At 39.0% G+C, this 26093-nt stretch carries 22 protein-coding genes and 1 pseudogene; 7 read left to right on the plus strand and 16 right to left on the minus strand.

Features of this window, described 5'->3' with window-relative positions:
- The 8 genes and pseudogenes from FLS47_RS19145 to FLS47_RS12075 all read right to left on the minus strand — a co-directional run.
- Positions 1–119, minus strand: a pseudogene (locus FLS47_RS19145) (IS982 family transposase); the annotation flags it as partial.
- Positions 120–218: 99 nt separating this feature from the next.
- The gene (locus FLS47_RS12045) at positions 219–617 is read right to left on the minus strand and encodes a DUF1398 domain-containing protein (RefSeq protein WP_149914620.1); all 399 of its coding nucleotides are present in this window, start codon (positions 615–617) and stop codon (positions 219–221) included.
- 276 nt (positions 618–893) lie between these two features.
- The gene (locus tag FLS47_RS12050) at positions 894–1268 is read right to left on the minus strand and encodes a response regulator (RefSeq protein WP_149914621.1); all 375 of its coding nucleotides are present in this window, start codon (positions 1266–1268) and stop codon (positions 894–896) included.
- A 15-nt stretch (positions 1269–1283) separates the two neighbouring features.
- On the minus strand, positions 1284–1847 hold the full coding sequence (locus FLS47_RS12055) for a chemotaxis protein CheB (protein WP_149914622.1): 564 nt from the start codon (positions 1845–1847) through the stop codon (positions 1284–1286).
- A 7-nt stretch (positions 1848–1854) separates the two neighbouring features.
- The gene (locus tag FLS47_RS12060; protein ID WP_149914623.1) at positions 1855–2676 is read right to left on the minus strand and encodes a CheR family methyltransferase; all 822 of its coding nucleotides are present in this window, start codon (positions 2674–2676) and stop codon (positions 1855–1857) included.
- Positions 2677–2678: 2 nt separating this feature from the next.
- Positions 2679–3056: a response regulator gene (locus FLS47_RS12065; protein ID WP_149914624.1), complete on the minus strand. Its 378-nt coding sequence runs from the start codon at positions 3054–3056 to the stop codon at positions 2679–2681.
- Positions 3057–3068: 12 nt separating this feature from the next.
- The gene (locus tag FLS47_RS12070; RefSeq protein WP_149914625.1) at positions 3069–6665 is read right to left on the minus strand and encodes a response regulator; all 3597 of its coding nucleotides are present in this window, start codon (positions 6663–6665) and stop codon (positions 3069–3071) included.
- Positions 6658–8142, minus strand: a complete 1485-nt coding sequence (locus FLS47_RS12075; protein WP_149914626.1) for an ATP-binding response regulator — start codon at positions 8140–8142, stop codon at positions 6658–6660. The genes FLS47_RS12070 and FLS47_RS12075 overlap by 8 nt, the downstream gene beginning before the upstream one ends.
- 775 nt (positions 8143–8917) lie before the next feature.
- Between FLS47_RS12075 and catB the strand changes: the two genes are divergently transcribed.
- The 5 genes from catB (at position 8918) to FLS47_RS12100 (ending at position 15135) form a co-directional block, all read left to right on the plus strand.
- Complete coding sequence (gene catB / locus FLS47_RS12080) at positions 8918–9553, plus strand: type B chloramphenicol O-acetyltransferase (RefSeq protein ID WP_149914637.1); 636 nt, start codon at positions 8918–8920, stop codon at positions 9551–9553.
- A gap of 246 nt (positions 9554–9799) precedes the next feature.
- Positions 9800–10648, plus strand: coding sequence for an RteC domain-containing protein (locus tag FLS47_RS12085; protein WP_149914627.1), 849 nt, complete (start codon positions 9800–9802; stop codon positions 10646–10648).
- Between the two features lie 459 nt (positions 10649–11107).
- A complete protein-coding gene (locus tag FLS47_RS12090) occupies positions 11108–11416 on the plus strand; it encodes a helix-turn-helix domain-containing protein (RefSeq protein WP_013632691.1) in 309 nt (102 codons plus the stop codon).
- Between the two features lie 87 nt (positions 11417–11503).
- Complete coding sequence (locus FLS47_RS12095; RefSeq protein WP_149914628.1) at positions 11504–12946, plus strand: DUF4099 domain-containing protein; 1443 nt, start codon at positions 11504–11506, stop codon at positions 12944–12946.
- 104 nt (positions 12947–13050) lie between these two features.
- Positions 13051–15135 carry a type IA DNA topoisomerase gene (locus tag FLS47_RS12100; RefSeq protein ID WP_149914629.1) on the plus strand — a complete coding sequence of 695 codons (2085 nt, stop codon included), beginning with the start codon at positions 13051–13053 and terminating at the stop codon, positions 15133–15135.
- A 161-nt stretch (positions 15136–15296) separates the two neighbouring features.
- On the opposite strand, the gene FLS47_RS12105 is transcribed toward FLS47_RS12100, so the two are convergent.
- From FLS47_RS12105 to mobC, 6 genes are all read right to left on the minus strand, one after another.
- Positions 15297–15983 carry an RteC domain-containing protein gene (locus tag FLS47_RS12105; RefSeq protein ID WP_149914630.1) on the minus strand — a complete coding sequence of 229 codons (687 nt, stop codon included), beginning with the start codon at positions 15981–15983 and terminating at the stop codon, positions 15297–15299.
- 79 nt (positions 15984–16062) lie between these two features.
- Positions 16063–17162, minus strand: a protein-coding gene (locus FLS47_RS12110) for an IS3 family transposase (protein WP_149914631.1) whose coding sequence is annotated in 2 segments (ribosomal slippage) — positions 16063–16910 and positions 16910–17162 — 1101 coding nt in all. Because the reading frame shifts where the segments join, the coding sequence is not laid out codon by codon here.
- Positions 17163–17224: 62 nt separating this feature from the next.
- Complete coding sequence (locus tag FLS47_RS18295; RefSeq protein ID WP_188347423.1) at positions 17225–17365, minus strand: hypothetical protein; 141 nt, start codon at positions 17363–17365, stop codon at positions 17225–17227.
- A 121-nt stretch (positions 17366–17486) separates the two neighbouring features.
- A complete protein-coding gene (mph, locus tag FLS47_RS12115) occupies positions 17487–18371 on the minus strand; it encodes an Mph(E)/Mph(G) family macrolide 2'-phosphotransferase (RefSeq protein ID WP_045754347.1) in 885 nt (294 codons plus the stop codon).
- A 51-nt stretch (positions 18372–18422) separates the two neighbouring features.
- A complete protein-coding gene (locus FLS47_RS12120; protein ID WP_149914632.1) occupies positions 18423–19700 on the minus strand; it encodes an MFS transporter in 1278 nt (425 codons plus the stop codon).
- A 205-nt stretch (positions 19701–19905) separates the two neighbouring features.
- A complete protein-coding gene (gene mobC / locus FLS47_RS12125; protein ID WP_149914633.1) occupies positions 19906–21909 on the minus strand; it encodes a conjugal transfer protein MobC in 2004 nt (667 codons plus the stop codon).
- A gap of 300 nt (positions 21910–22209) precedes the next feature.
- On the opposite strand from mobC, the gene FLS47_RS12130 reads away from it, so the two are divergent.
- Positions 22210–22965 (plus strand): aminoglycoside 6-adenylyltransferase, encoded by a 756-nt coding sequence (locus FLS47_RS12130; RefSeq protein WP_449441408.1) that lies wholly within the window; start codon positions 22210–22212, stop codon positions 22963–22965.
- A 157-nt stretch (positions 22966–23122) separates the two neighbouring features.
- Here the strand turns inward: FLS47_RS12130 and mobB are convergent, their stop codons facing one another.
- Together mobB and mobA are read right to left on the minus strand one after the other, a co-directional pair.
- Complete coding sequence (mobB, locus tag FLS47_RS12135; protein ID WP_149914635.1) at positions 23123–24421, minus strand: conjugal transfer protein MobB; 1299 nt, start codon at positions 24419–24421, stop codon at positions 23123–23125.
- Between the two features lies 1 nt (position 24422).
- Positions 24423–24860 (minus strand): conjugal transfer protein MobA, encoded by a 438-nt coding sequence (gene mobA, locus FLS47_RS12140; RefSeq protein ID WP_149914636.1) that lies wholly within the window; start codon positions 24858–24860, stop codon positions 24423–24425.
- Between the two features lie 721 nt (positions 24861–25581).
- Between mobA and FLS47_RS12145 the strand changes: the two genes are divergently transcribed.
- Positions 25582–26010 (plus strand): ParA family protein, encoded by a 429-nt coding sequence (locus FLS47_RS12145; protein WP_223225267.1) that lies wholly within the window; start codon positions 25582–25584, stop codon positions 26008–26010.
- Positions 26011–26093: the final 83 nt, after the last annotated feature.

Genomic DNA, 26093 nt, shown 5'->3' on the forward strand with positions numbered 1-26093 from the left:
ATGGTTGCTGGTCGTCTTGAAGCCTTCCCAATGATGAAGTTTTTAGTGTTTTTTTCAAAGTTCTTGCAAAACTCATCAACTATGCAGAAAATATCGGTAACTTTATCGTATGTAATCATGGTCTGGTATATTGTTAAATATTTGAATTTCAGATACTTAAATATAAACATTTACCACCATGATTGCAATTTTAAATACAATTAATAATCGAATTCAGGTTAATAATATTTAGAAACAATTGTCTCTATCAAAACCGCATTTTTCGATTGGTCATAATATGTACAAGTCATTTCGGACAGATCTACAATCCATTTCTCAATACCTGTTACGGCGCAATGCGTACAAAAGGTATAATAATCTGTTTGCCCTTTTTGATGAATTTTTAGGTAATTTTTAAATTTCTCCAAGTCTACCTTAGTAGAGATTTCTAGGTTTTCATATTTTGTTGGGGACTGAGTCTGAAAGCCATTGTTTCCAATATACACCGTATGACTATCACGAAGCCAAGTTTCAAAAGCTAATACGCCTAATTCCTTAATTTCTTGAATATATTTGGGGAAGTCAGCACCAGATTTTACTTTTTCGTGCGCATCTTCAATTTGTTGGACGGAAAACATAAAGCTAATTGATTAGATTAATTTCAAATATACTTACTGAAGATGACAACTTATTGTCAGCAGTATTCAAATTTAAAATATATTAAGTGGATATTGATTCTTACTTTCATATTATTCTTATAGATGAGTCTGTCAAAGAATCTGAACTTATTCCAAGAAGCTTTTTTCTCTTGAAATAACAATTATTTATTGATAAAAGTAAAGAGCTCAATAATTGATTGAGCTCTTGCTTGAAACCGATGGCTTTCATGGAAAGCCTATGTATGTGTGATTATTTTAAGTGGTAATAGAATTGATGGTAAGTTCAACCTTTTTTTCCAATTCATCCAAATCAAATGGCTTGGATAAATAAGTCTCTGCTCCAGCACGATTTGCCAATGTTTCTACATCGTTATTTGCGGAACAATAAATCACTGGAATGTATTTATAATCTGGATGATTTTTTAAAAGCTTAGTGGCTTCTACGCCACCTATTTCAGGTATCCAATTGTCCATGATGACTAAATTTGGTTTCACTTTAGCCACTTTCTCAATAATATCATGTGACGTAGAAGATATTTCTACGTGATATCCCGCGCTTTCGAGCACTATTGAAAATATTTCTAAAATAGCTTTATCGTCATCAAATACTAGTATCGTCTTATTTTTCATAGGTATGCTGATCCTTTATTTTTTCAAATGATTAATATATGTAGCCATATGCTCGGGTAGGAGTTGGCAGATTTCTGGTATTTTCTCTAGAGCTTGCTGCGGCATATAACTTACTTCTGCTGTTGATGGATCTTGAATGGCTATCTTTCCGTGGTGATAAAGTATAGTTTTTAATCCCTCTACGCCGTCTTGGCTACCTCCTGAAAGTAAAATAGCAGCAGCGGTATCATGGAATACACGTGCAGCAGATTCGAACGTGACGTCTATGGATGGTCGCGAATAATTTACTTTTTCGGAAGCATCCAAAGCAATATACCGCTCGTTCTCAAATAGTAAATGATAATCTGCTGGCACAAGGTAAATAGTGCCATTTTCTAGCTTAGTTTTGTCTTCCACTTCCTGGACCTTCATCGCAGTGGATGTTTCAAAAAGCTGATGCAAAGTACTTTTCGGATATGCTTTGCGGTGCAAAATAATAATAATAGGAAAGCCAATATCGACATGAATGTCTGGCAATAATTGCAATAGTACGGGTATACTACCTGCGGATCCACCTATTAATAATACTTTTGTTTGCATGTAATTGTTAACTTATTTTTTGCCAAATCTTTTGACCTTTAAATTGTTTGTACCGTTTTTCTAGTAAGGAAAAACGTATAGTCTCTTTATCACCTAAAGCTAAATAACCTAAAGGTTGCAAGCTATTGTCAAACAATTCAAACACTTTATTTTGAAGATCTTTGTCAAAATATATCAATACATTCCGACACATAATTAATTGAAATTCGTTGAAAGAACTGTCTGATACAAGATTGTGTGTCGAAAATAATATTCTACTTTTCAAATCTTCTTGCAGTTTTACCAAGTCATACATTGCCGTGTAATAGCTAGAAAAATCTACTGTTCCGCCAGAATGAATGTAATTTTCAGAATATTGTTTCATCACACTCAACTGAAATATTCCTTTGGAAGCCTTCTCAATCACCGTTGGATTAATATCAGTTGCATAAATTAATGCTTTGTGATATAGGTTGATTTCCTTTAGTAGAATAGCGATAGAATATGCTTCTTCACCAGTGGAACAGCCTGCCACCCAAATGCGAATAAACGGATATGTTCCCAATTTTGGAAGAATATCGTTGCGAAGTTTTTTGTAAAACAAAGGATCACGAAACATTTCTGTCACATTAACAGTAATCTCTTCTACGAAGCGCTGCAAATAGGAATTATCACTGATTACTTTGTACCGTAATTCTGCAAAACTTGCAAACTTGTCTACCAAACAAATTCTATTTAAGCGTCTTTTTAGCGATGCTTTACTGTATTGCGAAAAATCATAACCGTATAATGCCGATACATCGTCCAAAAGCAATTCCATTTCATCATCTCGGATAATATCTAGCTCCATTTTTACATATATTTTCTAAGGATATTCATCAAAATATCCACGTCAATGGGTTTTGCAATATAATCTGTAGCACCTGCTTCAATACAACGTTCGCGATCACCACTCATAGCCTGTGCAGTAACTGCAATGACGGGTACTTTTGGATATTTCCCTGACGAGTGAATGATTTTTAATGCTTGGTAACCATCCATCTCAGGCATCATCATATCCATCAATACAATACCAATATTTGGTTTAGTAGTCAAAAATTCCAAACCTTCTTTGGCATCCGATGAAGATATAAATTTGTAACCCTTAGCCTTCAATGTTAACTGCAAGGCGAAAGTATTGCGGTTGTCATCATCAATGATTAGGACCACATCTCTGTTCTCGGTTTTCATCTTCTTTTAGATTTATATCTCATATAACCAAACACGCAACAGGGATAATAGTTGATCTTTATCCACTGGTTTTGAAATGTAATCTGAAGCACCAGCCTGTATACATTTCTCCCTATCGCCTGTCATCGCTTTAGCCGTTACAGAAATAATCGGTAAGTTTTTATAAGCGTTCATTTCTCTAATTTTTTGAATGGTCTCGTAGCCATCCATTTCAGGCATCATCATATCCATGAGTACAATAGACACATCTGGATTGCTTTTGAGCTTTTCAAGAGCTTCCTTGCCATCCATAGCCGAGACGACATTGACATTGTATTTCTCTAATATTTTGGTCAAAGAGAAAATATTACGCACGTCATCATCAGCAATCAAAATTGTCTTGTTGTGCAAAACTTCATTTAATGCGCCTAACTTATTGGTTTTATTCTTCGAATCTCCGTTTTGTTCTTCGACTAAATGAAGAAACAGTCCGACCTCATCTAAAATTCGTTGGAACGAATGCGCTGTCTTGATTACCACAGAATCGGCATAATTTTTTATTTTTAATTCCTCAGCATGCGATAGATTCTTACCCGTAAAAATAATTATTGGTAAATTTTCTAAGCCTTGATTTCTTTTGATGGCTTCCAATGTAGCATAGCCTGTTTTGTCTGGTAGGCCCATATCCAAAATGACACAGTTGACTTTTGAATTTAATAAAGTCTGCACGCTGTCTTCGACATTGGTTTTTATCTCAGATGTGATATCAAAATTGTTTAAGAAATAGGAGAGTGCTTCAGCATGTTTCGGATTTTCTTCGACAATCAATACTTTTTGCGCATGACGATTTAAAGCTTCCTCTATTTTTTGGAAAATTTGTCCCATTTGTTCTAGTGCCACAGGTTTATTGATAAAATCAATAGCACCTTTCATCAAGCTTTCTTTTTTCATCTGTAAAGAAGACATGATGTGCACTGGGATATGACGTGTTTTGCTGTTGTTTTTCAACTCATCCATTACTTCCCAACCATTCTTTACAGGTAGCTGAATATCCAGTAAAATGGCTAATGGCTGATACTTTTCGGCTACTTCTAATACTTGGTCGCCACGCACAAGGACAATGCCTTTATATTTTTGCTGATGCGTGTATTTTAATAGGGCTTTAGCGAAATTCGTATCATCTTCCACGATCAAAATGATTTTGTCACCGACCTTTAAATTATTGCGGTCATCATCTATTTCCTCTGGAATATCTATTAATGTATAAGGGATTTTTTCTTCTTTTAAATCTACTGTAAGTTCTGATTCTTGCTGAGAAGAAGTAATATTTATTGGCTCAGAAATTAATTTCTGATCAACTATGGAATCCTTATTCATAGGAATCTGAATAGTAAACGTACTTCCTTCATCCAATCGACTTTGTAATCCAATATTACCACCAAGTAATTTTACAATTTCTCTGCTGATTGATAAACCTAAACCAGTTCCGCCAAATTTACGACGTGTAGAACCGTCGGCTTGCTGGAAGGCTTCGAAAATAACTTTTTGTTTGTCTGCATCAATTCCAATTCCAGTGTCTGAAACAGAAAACTGGATAAAATTATGGCGCAACGGGTCTGGTGTAATACGTAAGCGAACTTCACCCTGTTGTGTAAATTTAATGGCATTAGCAATCAAATTGCGTAATACTTGTTCCAAGCGAAGTTTGTCCGTCTCCATGTAATCTGACAACAAGGTATCGATCTCCGTGTAGAATTCCAATCCTCTATCCAAAGCAACAGGACGGAACATATTTTGTAAATCTTGACACAGCGAAGAAAGTGAAACAGATTCGTAATCTAACTTCATTTTACCTGCTTCAATTTTAGATAAATCTAAAATTTCGTCAATCAAACTCAATAAACTTGTGCCCGAACTTTGAATAACTTTTGCTGATTCTATTTGATCTTCATTGAGATTTTCATCCGCATTTTCAACCATTAATCGAGACAAAAGTAAAATTGAATTTAACGGCGTACGCAATTCATGAGACATGTTTGCTAGGAATTCGGATTTATACTTTGTACTCAATGCAAGTTCTTCGGCTTTTTTCTGAATTTCTGTATTGCGAATAGCAATAAGCTGATTTTTTTCTTCCAAAAGTTTGGCGCGTTCTTCCAGTTCTTGGTTGGATTGCATCAATTCTTCTTGCTGAACTTTCAGTTCTTCTTCAGAAGCTTGTAATCTTTGTGTGTATTCTTCTAAATCATTATTAAGACCTTCTAATTCACTGTGTTGCATCTGCAGTTCTTCGGATTGTGCTTGTGTCTCTTCAAGCAACATTTGAATCCGCTGTCTACTTTTGGCAGCTAAAATTTCTAAAGTGATCAGTTTGCAGGCATCTTGGAAAAATTCAAGATCAACTTCCTCAAATTCAGTATCGGACGCCAATTCAACTACACCAAAACATTCGCCTTTCGCAGTGAGAGGTAGCCACAGAATATTTGCTAACTTAATTTGACCATTAGCAAAACTTACGACATAATCTTCCTTCGAAATATTTTCTAGTAATTTTATTTTTTTATCCAAAAATACTTTTCCTACCATTCCTTCGCCAGGTTGGTAATCTTTGAGCATAGTGGATTCTAAACCATATGCGCTGTTTAAAGCCAGTTTTTTATTTTCTAAGATATAAAACGCCCCATTAATACATTCACCGTAGTGTATTAGGTGTGCTAATGCGTCGGTTGCTATTTCGATTTCAGGTTTATTGCCTGTTAGAATTTCATTTATTTTAACTAATCCAGTTTGTTTCCATTCATTTTGACTGATTTCATCAAAAGATTTTTGAAGTGCTTCAGTCATTTCATTTAATGCAGCGGCAATACCACCCAAATGGTCTTTTTCGTCCTCATTAGCTCGAACTGAATAATCGCCTTCAGCTATTTTTCGAGCAATACGCTGAACTGTACCCAACCTTTTGGCTAGCTGAATATCTTTATCCTGAAGTTCTTTTTGTAGTTTTTCTCTTGCTGTAAATTCATTGCGAATTTGTTTGTAGAAGAAAAAGGTAATAATAAGAGAAACAAAGCAAGCAATTAAGATAAACATTGACGTATAATTAGACGTAACGTTCATTGCTCGACTTCTTACTTCTAGCAATTGACTTTCTGTTTCAATCAGATCTTCAATCAGGATACGACAGCTGTCCATGTAGACTTTTCCTTGCTCCAATAGACTTAAGTCAATTTCTTTACCTGCTTTCTTGGCATCCACAATCTCACCTAATATACTCAATCGAGCATGTACAAGACTTGAAATGCTATCGATACGTGTTGATTGTGATGAGGTAACTTCGAGTTGATTTCGAATTTGTTCAATTGATTTGGGAAGCGACTCCATGCCTTTGTAAAATGGAGCAAGGAATGCTTCGTTATTCGTCAAAATATAGCCACGTTGTCCAGTTTCAGCATTCAACAAATCAACTAAAACACGATCAGTACTCAATAAAGTATTTTGGGTATGTAATACTTTTTCGCGTTGATTTATCTGATTGCGTACACTCAAAAATGACGCAATCGAAGTGATAAGTAGTATAATAAATGATAACCCAAAGCCTATTTGAAGCTTTTTAATGAGTTGTTTAGGCATAATTTAGTTGGTTATAAGGTAAAGAGAAATAGATTGTTGTTCCTTCGCCGATTTTACTTTCCACACCATAACTTCCTTGATGTTGGTTGATTATTTCGGCACAGATATAAAGACCTATACCTAATCCTTGAAATTTCAAGGAAGATTCCTCCACGCGGTAGAATTTAGAGAAAATGTATTTCTGTTTTTCAACAGGTATGCCTATTCCAAAATCTTGTACAGCGATGCAAGCTTTGTTGTCTTCAACCCAGGTTTTTACCAATACTTTTTCTGTATCGGGGGAATATTTTAGGGCATTTGTTAAGAAATTTACCAATACTTGCTCGATGCGTAGTGCATCCGCTGCAATAGGTTTGTCGAAAATTTCACCAGTTCTTTCAACAACAATAGATGAGGAATGTGTCTCGCGGATGGTATCCATAGCATCGCTGATAGTTTTTTCCAGATCAATCTCCTTTTTGTCTATTTTCATCTGTCCATTTTCGATTTTAGAGATATCCAACAGATCAGCGATAAGACATTCTAATTTTGAGACTTCGTCTTTGGCGCGTCCAATATATGTTTTGACTACATCCGAATCTTGTTTAGTTAGTACACGTTCGAGCAACTGGACGTATGCTTTTATTCCAGTGAGAGGCGTTTTTAATTCATGGCTCGCAATACTAAGAAATTCGTCCTTTTTACTTTCAATTAGTTTTTGATCATTGATATCCGTTAAAGTTCCAATCCAGTTGCAAACTTTGCCATTCTCTTTGATAGGAATGATACGTAATAAATGATACCTAAATAACCCGGTTCGCAATTCTTTGATTCGAACTTCCTTTTCAATAGAAGTCTCCAATTCTTTGCAATTAGCAAGAAAATAAGCTAGTTGATCTGTTTCATTAGGATGAGTTTCGGGGAGGGTAAGGGCAGAATCAGAAAAATTGAACCAGCTGTGGTTTACATAGCTAATGTCTCCATTATGGTCTACAGTAAAAGCTATTTGCGGCAAACTTTCCATAATGGAATGTAAATGCTCTACTTGCTTTCTTAGTTCTTCTTGAGCTTTTTTACGCGTTTCTATTTCAGATTGCAGTTTGGATTGTGCTTCATTAAGCGATACCGTTTGCTCGTACAATCTAGAAAACGTTCTAACTTTAAGTAAGAGAATTTCGGGATCTACTGGTTTAGTAATGTAATCTATTCCTCCTGAATCGTAGCCTCTAGTAATAAACTGTTTATCAGTGTTATTTGCTGATAGAAAGATCACAGGTATATCTTTCGTGCGACTGTATCCGGCTAAGGTTTCTGCAACCTCAAAACCATCCATACCAGGCATCTGCACATCCAATATGATAAGTGCATAATTTCGCTTGAGCACCTTTTTTAACGCTTCTTCACCAGAAAGCGCAGTATCTACAACAAAGTTCTTGGACTCCAAGAGGGTCTTCAATGAAAATATATTTTCTTTTTTATCATCGACAATCAAGATCATAAGTAGACTTTATAAATAAATTTTTCGTAGATATACGGTTAAAGTTTGGTCGTAATCTGTCCACACTCAGCAAAAATCAATCCAATTACCTTTAACTCGCTTATGAATACGAATAAATTCAGAGGATATTGCGGTAAATACCTATAATTAGGTATTACTGTGGGCTTAAAAAAAAACAATTAAGTTTAATTGTGTCCAAAAGTTCTTTTATTATGGTTTTTAAGCTTGTAATTTAGAGTAAAGATCTAATGGTATTTTTCTTAATTTATTTCTAAATATCTATAAAATTTTTAAATAGATATCAAAAATGGTTAAAATTGGTACTGTAGAATAATAAATTATAAAAAAAAGCCCAATCTTTCGATTGAGCTTCTTGTTTTGTGAACCCATTGGTACAAAACTCGAACTCTTTTTTGGAAGATTTGAGGCGTTTAAATCAATTAAAAAACAGTCCTTATCAATCTGATAAATTTTTGGAAAAGGTTTATCAGCCTAAACAGTCTAAAAACTCAAAAAAGATAGTGAGGGTGAAAAGATGATGTAATTTAAAAAAATTCAATCCAAGGCTAAAAAATACTTCAAAAATATTTCTTTTAAAAAAGAATGAGGGTGTTTAATATGGTAAAAATACATTAAAACTCCTTTTATTCAGTTTCAATTTTATATATTTGCCCCATGAAGAAATCTGATTAGCATATAACAAATAAATGTTTTTTCCATGGCACTCACAGAATGTCAATGGATTTTATTTGTTAAATTTTTAAAATATGCTAAAATGATTAATTTTTTTGAAAGCCCTTTTAAAGGCAAAATTATTAAAGACCACATAACCAATCCTAATATCTCTGCTGGGAAATATTCTTATTATTCAGGTTATTATCATGGACATTCTTTTGATGACTGCGCTCGCTATTTATTTCCAGATAGAGATGACGTTGATAAATTGGTCATAGGTTCATTTTGTTCCCTTGGAAGTGGTGTTAGCTTTATTATGGCGGGAAATCAAGGGCATAGACACAGTTGGATATCCAGTTTCCCATTTTTTTATATGCCAGAGGTGGAAATCTTCAATAAAGCAATTGATGGATTTGAAAACGCCGGCGATACAGTGATTGGCAATGATGTTTGGATTGGAACCGAGGTAATAATCATGCCAGGAGTGAAAATCGGTGATGGGGCCGTAATTGGCAGTCGGTCAGTGGTCACTAAAGACGTTGCCCCTTATACGATTATTGGTGGAAACCCATCAAAGACAATCAAATCACGATTTTGTGAACAGCACATCAAAATGCTCTTAGAAATCAAATGGTGGGATTGGGATGAAGAAAAATTGTCAGAAGCTATTCCTATAATTTGTTCTGATAATATAGAATTACTATATGAATTTTATCACAAACATATAGTTCATTAAATCTTTAGGCTCTTCATGTGAAGAGCCTAAAACTCACTTGTTATTTATCAAAATGTACACTGTGAATCTATATTTAAACATTAAATATCAGAAAGTTATTTATTTACTTTCTCTCTATCAAACATCTACCCTCTTTCAATGACAATAAAACTCCTCATGACTTCGACATGTGTCCTGTGCCAAACTCATTGTAAAGGATAATATTTGTATGTAGATAGTCATAGTGTACATTTAAAAACCTTATCTATGAGACATCCTTTGAACAACATCGTGGCTGAAATTCAAAAGCAAGAAAGGAAGCTATCAGCCGAAACCTCCAGTTTCATTGACGAGGCATATAAGATGACGGTTTACCTCCAAGAATTATTATGTGCCGTCAAAGAGGACGTGATAAACGAGGGCTTTTCCAGTAAGGACGAGGAAATCCATTTTTTTAAACAGGTCAAGCCGAACATCCTCGGAAAACTTATCTATTACAATAAGGTGTACCGGATTGAGACGGCTTGCCCTGTCGATAATGGAAAACTGCACCAAAACTATTTCGCTCTGCAATTGCGTGACTTAAAACAGGAATATCAAGAGCATATCTGCAATTCCGAATTTTACAGGTATTACCGCTCCGGCAGAGCCGACCGTGACGGGCACTATTTCACGTTGGGAAACATTAACTATTATGACGGGCTGAACAGCTTCGTATTCGAAATAGACCCCAAATTTTCAACCTATTTTGATTACAAGGTGGCGAAAATCATCGCCAACGAATTAATCTATAATTATCTGACGACAAAGCTAAGCCCCGAACAAAATCCCGATGTATTGAAACAACACGAGGAAACAAAAGATGTTTTTTGGACACAATCTAAAAATGCCCTTATCGAATTGATTTATGCACTATACGCCTGCGATGCCATTTCGCACGGGAAAATAGGCATCCGCAAAATCAGCATGGTATTCCAAATCCTGTTCCGTATATCACTGAACGACATCCATAACAGCTTCCACCGGATGAAGACCCGTGCAGGCTCACGGACGTTGTTTTTAGACCAACTCAAATACAGCTTAGAGGAATATATGGAAAAGGAAGATAACCCATAATTCTCATCTTCTTTTTTCGGAAAAAGGACAGCATCAATCGGGAGGGCACTGAAAAAGTCTTCTTAAAAATTTAGAGGTTTCAAAATGCTTGAAAACCATGTGTTAAACCCTTTGAGAATCGAGTATTTGCGACTTAAAATATAGAAGCATTCAAATAGACAAAAGATAAGGGCTTATGAACATAAAAATTCATAAGCCCTTTTTTAATGGATAGTTTTTCAGTGCCCTCTCAATCGGTGTTGTCTTTTTTTTGTCCGTTTGCCTATATGTGTCTATCGGCAAATCCATTGATTTGGATGCCGACCTATAGACCAAAAGTGCGAAAAGAGACTAAAGACAGCACTTTACACGAATTGTAAAAAAATGAAAAAAGTGCCTTTTTGATAGACACATATCGGAAGACAGCCTGCGCCAATCGCTCCAATTTTGTGGTGTTAGAAATCATTAAAAAGTATTGTTATGAACATCGACAGAATGGAATTTATCGCATGGATGGAACGTATAATGGAGCGTTTCGATATTTTGAAAGAGTACGTCCTAAACATCAAGAAAGAACGGCACAGCATAGACGGCGAGGAATTACTAGATAACCAAGACCTGCTCCTCATGCTGAAAATCAGCCACCGTTCCCTGCAACGATACCGCTCCACGGGCAAGCTACCGTATTATACCATTAGCGGAAAGCTGTACTACAAATTATCGGATGTACACCAGTTCATCAGGGAAAGTTTCAAAGCCCCCATACGGCGTACAAAAGAAAACCGATGACAAACCCTACCACGAAAAGACGGGTACGGCTATGCCGTACCTGCTTCACCTACTTTCGGACAATGTAAACTTTAAAAAATCAATATCATGAGCAAACAGACAAATGAAAATCCACAGCAATATCCCGAACAGCTTTCGGATGTGCTGTTGGTAATGGACAAGGAAAAAAAGAAAATCCAAGCCGTCACGGGTATTGACGAAAACGGCAATCTGAAAACCGTTGATGCCACCAAGAAAAACCAAAGCCAATTTATGCGAGTGGACAGAGCCGGAGATTTATTTACAAATTTCTTCTCCAACTTTTGGCGACAGCTTAAAGACCCGACCCATTTCTCATTTTTCAAAGTACCTGCAAAGGAAGCGGTCGAAACCGCCAAAGAAATGCAGAAACAGGTCAATGCCCCCACCAAAGAGGGCGAGGCTGTCATGGCAAAGCATGAGGTCAAAGAGCCAAAAGAGCAACAACAGGAAACCAAAAAGGATGTGGAAGCACCACAGGCGACACCGGAAACACAGCAAGCACCGGAAAAAAGCGAATACCGCTATAAGGCGGAAGATGTGGACTGGAATTATTTAGCGCAATTTGGGATAAACAAAGAGAGGCTTGAAAAAGACGGGCAATTGGATTTGCTGTTAAAGGGCTATAAGACCAATAAGGTATATCCCACAAGTGTCAATTTCGGTGCGGTTATCATGCGCTCGGATGCAAGGCTCGGTTTCCAAGACGGTGAAGACGGGAAACCTGTACTTATAATGTATGGTGTACGCCATGAACCCAACCTTAAAGCCCCTTTCTTTGGTCACGAGTTTACCAAAGAGGACAGGGAAAACCTGCTCAAAACCGGAAACATGGGGCGTGTGGTGGAATTGACCAACCGCAAGACAGGCGAAAAGATACCGTTCATTATCAGTATTGCCCACCTAACGAATGAGGTTATTGCATTCCGGCAGGACAGGATTAAAGTACCCGATGAGATTAAGGGCGTAAAGTTGACCGAAGACCAAAAACGGGATTTAAAAGATGGGAAAGCCATTTATTTAGAGGGGTTGGATTTTAAGAACAGTACGAACAAAAATGCCCATGTGCAGTTCAACGCCGACAAAAAATATACGGAGTTTCTTTTTGGCGATAAAGCCCCCAAGCAGACACAGGAAAACGACCCGAAAATGTTCCGCAACAAAGTGTTCTCCGATGAACAGTACAAGCAACTCAACGAGGGCAAGACACTCTACATTTCGGATTTCAAAGATGGGCAAGGACAGCCGTATAAAGGCTACGTTACGCTGAACAAAGAAACAGGAAATTTTGATTTCAGTTTTAAGAACCCCAATGCGCTGAAAAATAAGGCACAGCCTGCCGAGGCGCACAAAACACAGGTTGCCGTAAACTCCAATGGGAAAACCAACGAAGCAACCAAGCAAGTCAACGAACCGCTGAAACCGGAGCAACAAACGCCGAAAAACAAAACGCAACAGCAACGGCAGAATGACCCCAACCGTCCGGCTAAATCCAGAGGGGTAAAAAGATAATACCATCAAAAAACATTTTCCTTTGGAAATCACCTTTCACAGAATACGAAGGGGTTTCTCAAAGAGAAATGTTCACCACAAAATCCATTAAAAGAGATAGTATCATGAAAGCAATCATTGCAGAAAAGCCAAGTGTGGCGAGAGAAATAGCTACCCTGTTGGGAGCGACCGAAAAACGGGATGGCTACCTAACAGGGAACGGATACGAAGTTACGTGGGCATTGGGGCATTTGGTCGGACTGGCGATGCCCGAAGATTACGGGGTATCGGGCTTCCAAAGGGAAGTCCTGCCCATATTGCCCGACCCTTTTATCCTTACGGTACGCAAGGTAAAAAAGGACAAAAGTTATGTTCCCGATAGCGGAGCCTTAAAACAGTTAAAGATTATCGAACAGGTCATCGGCAGATGCGATAGTATTATCGTGGCCACCGATGCCGGACGTGAGGGGGAACTCATATTTAGGTACATCTATGAATACCTAAAGTGCCGGAAACCCTTTGAACGCCTATGGATAAGCTCGCTCACGGAAAAGGCGATTAAACAGGGTTTTGACAACCTAAAAGCCGGAAGCGAATTTGACGGGCTGTACCGTGCCGGACAAGGGCGGAGCAAAGCCGATTGGCTTGTGGGCATCAATGCCTCGCAGGCGTTGAGCATTTCGGCAGGGCGTGGCGTTTACTCGCTTGGTAGAGTACAAACGCCAACGCTTGCCCTTATCTGTAAGCGGTATTTGGAAAACAAAGACTTTGCCGTCAAGAAATACTTTCAAATCCAGTTGGAACACCGGAAAGAATTTGTGGACTTTAAGAGCCTTTCCAAGACCAAATGGGATGACAAAAAACTCGCTGACGATACGCTGAAATCTATTCAGCGTAACGGAACAGCAACCGTTACGGCAGTGGAAACCAAAACGGTTTCGGAGCAACCGCCTTTACTGTTCGACCTTACGGGATTGCAGAAAGAAGCAAACAAAAGGGCTTTCTATACCGCCGAGGAAACATTGAACATTGCCCAAAGCCTGTATGAAAAGAAGTTTATCACCTATCCCCGTACAGGGAGCAAGTACATCCCCGAAGATATGTGGTCGGAAATCCCTGCACTGGTAAGGAATTTGGAAGCACGGGCTTCCTGTAAAAAAGCGGTCGGAAAAGTGAAATGGGGGCGTTTCAACAAACGCATCGTGAATGACGTAAAGGTCACAGACCACCACGGTCTGCTGATTACCGAAAAAATCCCGTCAGAATTAACGGCACACGAAAATGTTATCTATGATATGATTGCGCACCGCCTGTTGGAAGCCCTTTCGTCTGCCTGTACCAAAGTAATAACAGACATCGGATTGCAGGCTTTTCATTATGATTTTACACTGAAAGGGTGTGAAATCCTCGAAGCCGGCTGGCGTGGCATCAAAGAAAAATTCATAGATGACACCAGCGAACCTGTGCAGGAACTGCCGGAATTAAAGGTTGGCGATGAGCTGAAAATCAAAGAGACATCCGTACTGGAAAAGAAAACCAAACCGCCCGTGCTTTACACCGAGGCAGGTCTGTTGTCCGCAATGGAAAATGCCGGAAAGGAAATTGATAACGATGACGAACGGAAAGCCCTAAAAGACATCGGCATCGGTACACCTGCCACAAGAGCCTCCATTATAGAAACGCTTTTTAAGAGGGATTACATCAGGCGTGAAAAGAAATCCCTTATCCCTACCCATAAGGGATTGCAGGTTTACGGGGTGGTTAAGGACAAAAAGATTGCCGATGTAGCCATGACCGCCGAATGGGAAATGGCATTGCAGAAAATCGAGAACAACCAGGCGGATGCAGATGCTTTTCACAGGGATATGGAAGCCTATGCCACTTCCATAACACGGGAACTTTTGGACACGGGCATTACCGATGAAAAGCAACCCGAACTAAACTGCCCCAAATGCAAGAGCCGTCAGCTATTGATTTGGAACAAGGTTGTAAAATGCCCCGATGAGGCTTGTGGTTGGCTTCAATTCCGTATTGTTTGCGGAGTGCCATTAAGCCTTGCCGATATAGAAAGTCTTTTGACCAAAGGAAAGACCAACCTTATCAAAGGCATGAAAAGCAATTCGGGCAATAAATTCAATGCCTATATCGTCATGAACGACAAAGCCGAAACCTCCTTTGAATTTGAAAACAGGAAACCAAAAAGGAAATAAATGTTTTGTTTTTTGGACGGCATACAGCGTGAGGGATAGAAGCGACATCCTTTTGCGGTCCTCGCAGATCCGCAAAAGATATAGCGGATAGCCCGACCCGTCTGCATTTTTTCGATAGCCTGGGCATGGGGATAAAATGCAGACGGTGGCACGCCCAAACCCTACTTTTCGTCCTGCTCGTCCATTCTCTTGATAAGTTCCTCTCGAAGCGCATCAAGGAATTTAGTACGGTTCATCTTCCGGTTTCTCAACTCCAAATAGGTCTGATAAAAATTACCCAAATCAATATCAAATGTGCTTTCAAAATATTGAGCGACTTCTCTTATGTCGTTGTTCCCTTTGTCAAATACATCTTGATAGTGCAAAGCATAAATCAATTCTATCAACGCCACTTTGCTACCCGTCCATTTCAATTTTTTAAAGGCTTTCGGTTTGTCTTTTTGGAATTTGTTATACAACTGGTCTTCGATGTAAACCTGTATCAAATCGTTGGCTATTATCTTGGCGACCTTGTAATCATGCGAAGTGGAAAAGGACTGGTCAGACTGGAAATAATAAGTATCCAACCACAGCTTTATATCATGTTTGCCACGTACAAAAAAACTTTCGTCAAGAAAGGAATTGTTGCTACGGTAATACTTATAAAAATCGAGGTTGTTGTCAAAGAACCTTTTTAGTTTTTTCAACTCTCTATTGAGGTACTTTCTTATGGGCTTTGCACCATAAGGCTTCTTTGTCTCGATTTTGTAAATAGCATTGTAATAAATGAGTTTGGCAACAATGGTGGGTTTTTGATATTTAAAAAAGCGGATTTCTTCGTCAACATTCTTAAACCCTTTTTTTAAGATACGCTCCTTTGTCGGCTTCCCGAAATTAAGACTGTGTAATTTTACAAAATTCCTTTCAAATTAACCTAAACCTAAATACCTAACACGCCTGTTTATCTCTTTCAATATTGGATAGAGCAGCATATTCTGTTGGTGGCATATTTCCAAGACTGTCATGTGGCCTGTGATTGTTATAATCATCCATCCATTGCCAGGTAACTTCCCTCACTTCGTCCAATGTATCAAACAGGTAGCAGTCCAACACATTATCACGGTAAGTGCCGTTCAATCTTTCCACGAAACCGTTCTGCGTGGGCTTTCCGGGCTGGATATATAAAAACTCGATGCCGTTGACCATGCTCCATTCCGTTAAAAGCTGGGATATGAACTCCGGACCGTTATCCATCCTGATTTTCCTAGGTTTGCCCCTGCGTTTAATCAGATGGTTCAGCACCCAGACCACCCGAGAACTGCGTAGGGAATAATCCACTTCGATATGCAATGCCTCTCTGTTGAAATCGTCCATTACGTTGAAAGAGCGGAACCGGCGGCCATTGCTCAGCGCATCGCTCATGAAATCCATCGACCAGGTGTCATTGGACGATATGGGTTTAACAAGCGGCTGCTTTATCCTTTGTGGCAACCGCCGCTTTGCTTTCCTTCTTATGTTCAGTCCGATAAGCTTATACACCCGATGGACGCGTTTGTGGTTCCATCCATAGCCCTCCCGGCGTAACCTCCTGAACGCTTTCCAGAAACCCTCCCGTGGGAAATCCTCCGCCTTCTTACGCAGAGCGGATTCAATCTCACTATCATCGCGCTTATTTATATAATAATAACAGGTCTTGCTCAAACCCAACACCCGGCACGCCCTGCTGATGCCTTTCCCTGACCCCATCAATTCCTGGCCAATCTGTTTTTTCTGGCAGGGCTTCAAAGCTTTTTTGCAATGACCTCCTTTGCGGCCTCCAAATCAAGGGCAAGATCAGCGTACATCCGCTTAAGCTTGCGGTTCTCTTCCTCCAGTTCCTTTACGCGTTTCAGCTCGCTGCCGTCAAGGCCACCGTATCGCTGCCGCCATTTGTAAAATGAGGCCGGACTAACTCCGTGCTCGCGCGTAATCTCCTGAACACTTTTACCCGCCTCGAATTCCTTAAGAATCTTACTGATCTGCTCTGGTTTGAATCGTTTACCTTTCATAATACACTGTTAAAGTTATCAATCATTTTTCTATTCTCTAACAGTCTTTTTTTCAGGGAAGCTTACACCTTTACTTCGGACAGGCATTCCAAAATCAGATGTATAACGGCTTCTATGCGTTGTATGGAGCAATCGGCTTCAATTTCCAATTCATTGATTGCCGTTTCCAGATTATGGAATATTTCTTTGAAATAATTATTCATATTTTGTTAATTATTGTTTGTTCTATTTAATAGATAAAAATTCTAACTAATGAATTACAAGCAATTCATACACAGAAAAAATCAAGACGGAATTAATCCGTCTTGATTTGTGAAAAAATAATTAGATTACACCTAATTGAACTTTTGCTCCCATAATATGATTTTCGTCATTAGTTTCTAATGCGAAATACCCATATGCCAAGGCTGATGCAGAAGCTCGTTCTATAGCTTGTTCATAAAGTTGCCCCCAAGTTCTACCACCTTGATTTTCATAAGCTGTAATTAGCTTTCGAAGACTTGCCTCTCCGAAAATAGTTACATGTCCAGAAAAATCATTCGCTGGATCTCCTAAGTGGGCTGTTGACCAGTCAATAATTCCTGCGACAATACCATCCTGTGAGGTAAGTATGTGTCCTGCATATAAATCACCATGAATAAACTGTGTAAAATCTGGCCATAGTTTATCGTTATCTAACCATTTTTTATAGCGTAATTCAAGCTCTGAACTTATCCCTATTTCTGATTTTACCGTTTTTAATTGATTATCAATCTCTGGTCTTAAATCAGACGGCTTCATAATCTTCAGATGATTTTTAATCACTTCTTCTTCTGTAATATCATGTAACTCTACTAAAGATTTCGCTAATGATTGTATATAGTTTGGACTGTCTTTATCCATATTCCAAACCATACCATAAGTTTCCGCATCAACCGTAAGTGCAGGTTTTTCTTTAATTAGTGGATAGGCTATTAATTTTGGAGATGTAATCTTCCAATCGGGAACTTTAACAGATAGGTGTTTTTTTACAAGATGTAAAATTCTCTTTTCCTTATCTATTTGTTCACTCATATCATTCCGCCGAGGAATACGAAGTAACCACCTCTGTCCTTTATTATCTATAGCGAAACCTACCCTAAAGTCGATACCCATTTCATTAAATCTTATATTTTCTGTTAATAACAGTCCATGCTCTTCTGCAAGTATTTGAATATCCTTGATTGTCATTTTTTTCTATTTTTGCATCTATCCCATTTAAACGGTATAGATTATTATAAATTAATTCTTATTAACTAATTGCGATATTTCACCGCTTATAATGTTACTTTTTCCGACATCCCTTTTAGATTTACCAATTTTCATTAACATAGGCGATAAAAAGGAAACTATTCCAATTAGTATTGTTATCGAACCTGAGAGTAAAAACGAATTTGATATTCCGATTTTTTCAGCTAATGCACCAGTAAATAACAAACCTACAACCGATGGTAAAACAGCTAAGCTGTAGTACATAGAAAACACTCTTCCTAACATGTTAGAAGCGATTTCCAATTGTATAATCGTTGTAAATGAGGCTGAAAATATTGATAGTGAAATACCAGCCAATATGGTAATTACAGCATATCCTATAAACCATGTGGATGGTAACAAGCCACATAATAGAAAAGAAGCTCCTAATAATATATGCATGGAATTAACCATAATGATTTTTTTAGTTTTTATCTTAGCTAAACCTAAAACTGCACCTCCTAATAGCATTCCTACAGACCAAGCAATTTCGATCACACTCATTTCCCATTTACCCCCATTGTAATATTCAGTTGTTAATAGAGGAAACATAATTGCAGTTGGCATAATGAAAAATGTAACCATCATTGCGTATAAGAAAAGTAGAGCTAAACCTCTCTTCGCTAAAACATTCTTGAAACCATCTTTCCAATCTTTCAAAATGTAACTTATTGAAAGCTTTGTATTTGTTTTGATGTGAGGAATATGCACAAATACTAAAGATACAATGGCGATAATTGCTCCAAGTATATCTAAGTATAAGACGGTGGAAATAGACAAGTAAGTGATAGCTAAAGTTCCAATTGCTGGACCAGCTATTCCACTCACCGAATGTATTACTTGATTAATTCCTGCTATCCTAATCAATTCTTTTTTTGGCACAAGAAGTGGAGCTATAGTCTGTATTGCCGGAGAGTGGAACGCATTTCCAACAGAACGTAAACCCAACATAAGATAAATCCAATTGATATTTGCTGTTTCATTTCGTAGAAGAATGCTCATCGTTAATGCGCACAGTGCTAAAAAAATATCAGACATTATTAAGACCTTTTTACGGTTCCATCTATCGATAAAGACACCAACAAAAGTCCCTATTATAGCTTGTGGGAGCATTCCTGATATCCCTGCAAAAGCCAATACCTCAGCCGACCTATGCTCTAAACTCAACCAAATAATAATTGAAAATTGAACGGCATTGCTGGTCAACATAGATATAAATTGTCCAGACCATATAAATACATAGGTCTGTACCCATTTTCTATTTTCCATGAAAATTAATGAAATAGTTATACAACAAAAAAAGGAAGAGCAATACGATGATTGTCTTCTAAGAAGGGAAGTGTACTAAAGTAACACTTGGATTAGTTATTCCAAGGCTTAGCCATCATTGCTGTATTTGAATAGTTCATGGTACAAAGTTATAAAAAATACTGTTCGTTAAAACGTTATGAATAAAAAAGTTCATTCAAAGTTTTTATTTGCTATTCTGGATCAAATGCTGTAAATCGGGGTCGTTCTTAATACGCTCCATTTCGCTTTCTACAATATGCACAATGTCTGCTTTGACCTGCCTGTAATTGGCTTCAATGACCTGCTTCATATTGTCGTTGCCGTTTTCATCGGCAAAAGATAATATCTGCGGTATCTTCTTATATGCTTTGGTCTCGGCAGAAACCTTTTCGTTATCCACGACAATTTCAGCATGAAATATTTTCTGCTCGATACGCTCATCAAAGTTATCTGAAACAGACCCTACGAACATTCCCTGTGTCAAGGTAGATATTTTGGAAGCCGGAATAAGGCTGTCCAATTGGGTGGATATAGAAGTAGATTTGTCATTACGGTTGATAGTCATGCTTTGCCTTTTCTGCAACACTTTTCCAAAGCGTTCACTTAGATTCTTAGCTGTTTCGCCCACTACCTGACCGGAAAAAATATTACCCACGGTATTTTGGATGACCTTGCTTTCTTTATCGCCGTAATCCCTTATCAATTGTGAATAGTCTTGAAAGCCCAAACATACCGCAACCTTATTGCTACGTGCCGTTGCGATAAGATTATCCAAACCCCGAAAATATATCGTAGGCAACTCGTCTATTATAACGGAACTCTTTAACTTATCTTTCTTATTGATGAGTTTTACAATCCTCGAATTGTACAACCCTAAAGCGGACGAATAGATATTTTGGCGGTCGGGATTATTGCCCACGCACAAGATTTTCGGCTCTTGGGGATTGTTGATGTCCAGTGAAAAATCATCACCCGTCATCACCCAATAAAGCTGTGGCGAAATCATCCGTGACAATGGAATTTTTGCCGATGCTATCTGCCCCTGCAATTGGTCTTGCGCTCCGCCCTGCCACGCATCCATGAAAGCCGACAGGTAATTTTCGAGTTCGGGATATGAGGTCAGTATCGTAAAAACGTCTGCATATTTTTTATTCAGCAATTCAATAGCATGGGGGAATGTACAATACTTTCCATCTTCATAGATTTTCAGATACCAAATGATTGAGGCAAGCAATATAATTGGGCTTTCCACGAAAAAATCCCCTTGCTTCAAAATCCACGACCTGTTAAGGTTAAGCATGATGGTATAAGAGGCTTCGTAGGCATCGGATATATCCGTCATAAAGGCAGGGCTTAGCGGATTGCATCGGTGGCTACGGCGTGGGTCGTCAAAATTGATAACATAAAATTTCGGCTTTACCTTATACTTATCGGAATGTTTCAGCAAATGGTTGTAGGCAATCGTGGAAAGGTCGTCAAACTTAAAATCGTAGATATACATCGCAAATCCCTTTTCGATATGTTGCTTGATGTAGTTGTTTACGATGGCGTAGGATTTTCCGGAGCCGGGAGTACCAAGCACAATCGAAGCCCGAAAAGGATTGACGATGTTAACCCATCCATTGTTCCATTTGCCTTTGTAAAAAAACTTCGTTGGGAGATTGACCGAGTATTCATTTTCTATCAGACGGGTTTCCTGTTGGAAACTCTCGTTTTCATTATTGAAAACATCGTCCATCAGATTGTTGCGGAGCAGTCGGCTCATCCATACCCCTGCCATGAGCAAGGCTATATAACCCAAACTCGTTGTAAGGATATAAAGCGATGTGGCAACCCCTGCCGACAACTTTAACAATGGCGTGTTCAGAAAGAACAGCACAAAACCGATAACTAAGGCGGTGTAAATCTTAGCCCATGTTATCTTTTCATTCTTTACGCCTTTAGTGCCGAGACAGCTTAACGCCAATAACAGCAAGGCAAAAATCTTGGTGTAAAGGGTGTGGGCAAATAGCCCTGCGGTACGGTTGAAATTGGTCAGTATCTTGCCGATAATTTCCAGTGTCCATCCACGTTCGGCAAAGAACCCGTAACAGAACCAATAAAAGTGCATCAGTACCAAAAGAATACTTACAGCACGCATAAAAGCCATGATTTTGGCTAATCCTCTCAAATCGTCTTCTCCTTGCATAACAAAAAATTTTAGTGACGCAGGAAATTTAGAGGCTATTTAAAAGGGCTTATCCAAAGCGGTGTCGGATGGCTTTTGGGGGCTTAGTTTGGCTGAGTATCGTAGAAGCAGAAAAGGTAAAACTCGCTATTGAGTATCAAGAGCAATTTTTTGTACCTTTGTTCCTAACAAAAACTAAAATATTTAATCCAATGAAGCTATAAGTAACTGTCCAAAAAAGAAATGATAGCTCATCACTTTTGCATAAGTGATGAAGAAATCTATTACAAACTTAAATTTATTACAATGACACAGTTACAAATGATTGATACAACCAAATCAATAGCTCAACAAGACGAAAATGTTTCCGCAGTTTTAATGTATGGTTCGTTTACCAAAAATGAGGGCGACCAATATTCTGACATCGAGTTTTATATTTTTCTGAAAAGCAAAGAAAATTTTTCTGCCGAAAAGTGGGTAAATCAGATTTATCCGACAGCGTTATATTTTACGAATGAATACGGAAGTGAAGTTGCCATTTTTGAGAACCTGATTAGAGGCGAATTTCATTTTTTAACAGTAAATGAGATTGACGTTATAAAATCGTGGGAGGGTTTTGTATCGTTCAGTGATTTTGACCAAATGAACTTAATTGACAAAAACGGTCTTTTGACTGAAACGCTTAATCAAATAAAAACAAAATTCCCCGACCGAACTACAAATGAAAACATTTTACTTTTAAGTAAATCATTACTAAATGTATTATTGACAACAAACAATTTGATTAAACGAGAGGAATACGCTCACGCTTACCAAAGTCTGTCGAACGTACAAAAGTATTTACTTTGGTTAATCCGAATAGCAACAAATCAAACCAATCATTGGGAAAGTCCGACAAAAAGTCTTGAAAAAGACATTGATAAAGATTGGTATTCAGCATTTAGATTGACAACATCTGATTTGGACGCCGACAATTTAAAAACAGCTTTCCAAAATTCATTGAACTTATCAAAAAAGCTGTTTGATGAATTAGGTGTTAAGACAGACCTAAAACGACTACTACATAGGATTGAATAAGCCGAAATTTTCTATTTCTTTATGTGGTTGGGAAATGTTTATTGCTTGTAGTCTATTCCTACAAATGCGGTTTACCCATCCACTCTGTTAAACGTTTCATTCAAAGCTAACCATCAAAGACCAAGATGTTAATCCTGGTCTTTGATGGTCAAAAAAGCTATTGTTGTCTTCCATGCCTTTTGCGTTTCTTCTTTTTCTTCATACGGTTGGCAAATTCCTGTTCCTCGTAGTCTTCGCCCTGTGCCTCTGGCAGTAGCCCACCCAATCCGTCTATCCATAAATCATCGGTCGGCTGTTCTTTATTTAGGAAGTTAAAAAGTGCATGGGCTTCCTCTTTCTCTACGGTGTTGCGCGTGATAGATGACTGATTTTGTGCGTTTGTTTTTTCAGCTTCTTGGGGTTGCCCAACCGCTTGCTCGTTCCACCAATCATTAAAGACATTCGCCGAAAGGTTTTTACCTAAAGCTGAACCGTTCCAAACGGTACGGCTTTCGTGGTCGATAAAAGTCATACCATATATACGCGCCTCATCGTTGCGCCGTACCACGGTATTGATACCCTGTTCCAATAACTGCTTTTTAAAATCGGCTTCATTAGTGACGGTGTGCATCGCTACTTCAATGGTGCTTTTGAGTACGGTTCTTGTGGGGTCGGCTTTCATTTTCTCCTTAGCCTTTGCGAATTGGTTTTGCAGTTCGTCCAGTCCTGCCTGTTTGCCAAAAAGGGATGCCTTAAAAGGATTGCTCGCTTTTTCTCCCTGTTCGTTCAGCGCAAGATAAACAAGACCGTTTTTAGGCTGTCCGTGCAGTTCCCCTTTGACTTCCTCCGCCGTAATATTGAAAAGCGATAGCAAAGCGTTGTACGCTCCGAGGCTTGCGTAACTGTAATACTTCGGCAAGTGTCGCACCACCGATGCGATTTGGCTCTTAACATCTCCGGCTCTGTAATCCACCGGACGGAATACCTGCTCGTTTCCGGTACGCTGTTTTTCCGTTGCAGGTATAAGGTTGTACATTTGTTCCAAATCCCGACAGATTGCCATCGAACGTGGATGGTCATAACTGTCCCGTAGCTTCTTGCCGTCCAAACCCACACAGACCGTTACGATATGAATATGGGTGCGTTCAATATCGGTATGCTTAAAAACGATATAAGGTTGGTTGCCATATCCCATGCGCTCCATGTACTCCTGCGCCATTTTTACGAACTGCCCATCGCTGACCCTATCCGCAGGATCGGGGTTCAGCGATATGTGGCGCACTGGCTTTTCTGTTTTGATATTTGCGGACAGATACGGCTCAAAACACTGGTGCAGGTAAGCGGTCGAAAAGGTATTATCCAACGTTTCGGGCATTCTGTTCAACAACAGAACCTGTCCGTTTTCGCTGTCAATCTTCTTTTGGTTATAGGAAATAGCACCGTACAAATTCTCACCCTTTCCAATCTTTGCTATCATCTTATCTGTGTTTTTGCAGGTGTTCTTTTTCAAATTCCTGTGTTAGTTCAATCACTTTCCGGCATAAGTCCGCCATTTCTGCCGTCTGCTTTTCCAGTTTAAAGAGGTAAGCCGATGCCTTTTTCTCCGAGAAATTACGGTAAAGTATCTTCACTATTTGGTTGTAATTCACGCCAACCGCTCTGAACTGGCTGTAAAGATTGGTCAGCCTCGTATGAAAATCGACTGCATCCATGTCAATTTTTACGGTTTTGACTGGCTTCTGAAAGATGCAGGCTGTAATAAAATGTGCCATTACTTTCATTCCCGATTGCTCGAACAACGTAAGGAACTGTGCATTTTCCATGTCGTTGAGACTAATCGAATAACGGTGGGTGGCAGGGTCTTTCTTAGGCTTGCGACCAACTTTGTTTGTTCGGTTTCTTCTGTTGTCTTCCATATCTAAATCCATTAATAATTACTATAAACTGCGACTTTGGAGCGGTTTTCAGCCCCCTGCAAGGGCAAGTGGTTTTGAGGTGCGGAATTTATTTCGAGCATCTCAAAACATAACTTGCTCTGTTCGGGTGAACAGAAAATCCGTCCGCCTATCGGCGGATACGGATTGGGTAAAGCGGAAAAAAACGGCTTTGCGCCGTTCCGCCCATAACTTCCATTCTCCAATGATTTTTCCATTCACCCTTTGCATTTAAGCCCTTACAAAGTAAGGGTAGCTTTTTCAAAGCATTGACCTATCCGCCACGACCAAACATTGCCAAAAAATGCCGTGGATTACCGCTTTAAATCAATGGAGCGGAATAACCTGCTTCTTTGCGCTATCAGTCACGCAAGCCTGTTTGCAGGCATCCGCTCCCGATGGCAGTTGTGAAAGACGGAGCGCAGGAATGCCGGAACACATGACGGCGTTCCGCTCGGCAGGCAGGAATACCGGGCGGCATGAAAACTATCCGGTAGCCATTCCAACAGGCAGGACGACAGGCAAGCCATCGGTCTTGCCCGTGTGAAAGCCGGAATGACGGCACGGCTGATTGAACGAACGATGGCAAGCCCGACAGACGGGATTGTATCAAGACTGCCGGACAGTGTGCAGGGATGACAGCCCTGTTCAATGCAAGACGGCAGGCAGTCCACGGAAATAGAAACTTAAAAATAGAATAGAAATGGAAGCAACAAACAGGACAAAATTCATTGCTTTTTCAAGCCAAAAAGGGGGCGTTGGGAAAAGCACGTTTACAACGGTTACGGCAAGCATACTCCATTACCAAATGGGCTATAATGTAGCCGTCTTTGACTGTGATTATCCACAGCACAGCATCTGTCAGATGAGGGAACGGGATTTGAAAGCGGTCATGCAGAACGAGGTGCTGAAAAAACTGGCACACCGCCAATTTTCCACCATCAACAAAAAAGCCTATCCGGTACTGCAAAGCAAGGCTGACAATGCCCTAACGGATGCGGAAGCATTCATACAGTCCTCGACCATTCCCGTGGATGTGGTTTTCTTTGATTTGACTGGAACGGTGAACACTTCGGGCTTGCTGAACACACTGGAGTTGCTACCTTTAGTGCGAGACAGATTTAATAAGTAATTTTAAATTTGTAGAGATGCATAGAAAATTTGATGATTCATTTAAGATCATGGCAGTCGAGCTGAGCGTTGTTAGGGGCTCTG

The organism is Sphingobacterium cavernae (genome assembly GCF_008520265.1).
GTDB lineage: Bacteria > Bacteroidota > Bacteroidia > Sphingobacteriales > Sphingobacteriaceae > Sphingobacterium > Sphingobacterium cavernae.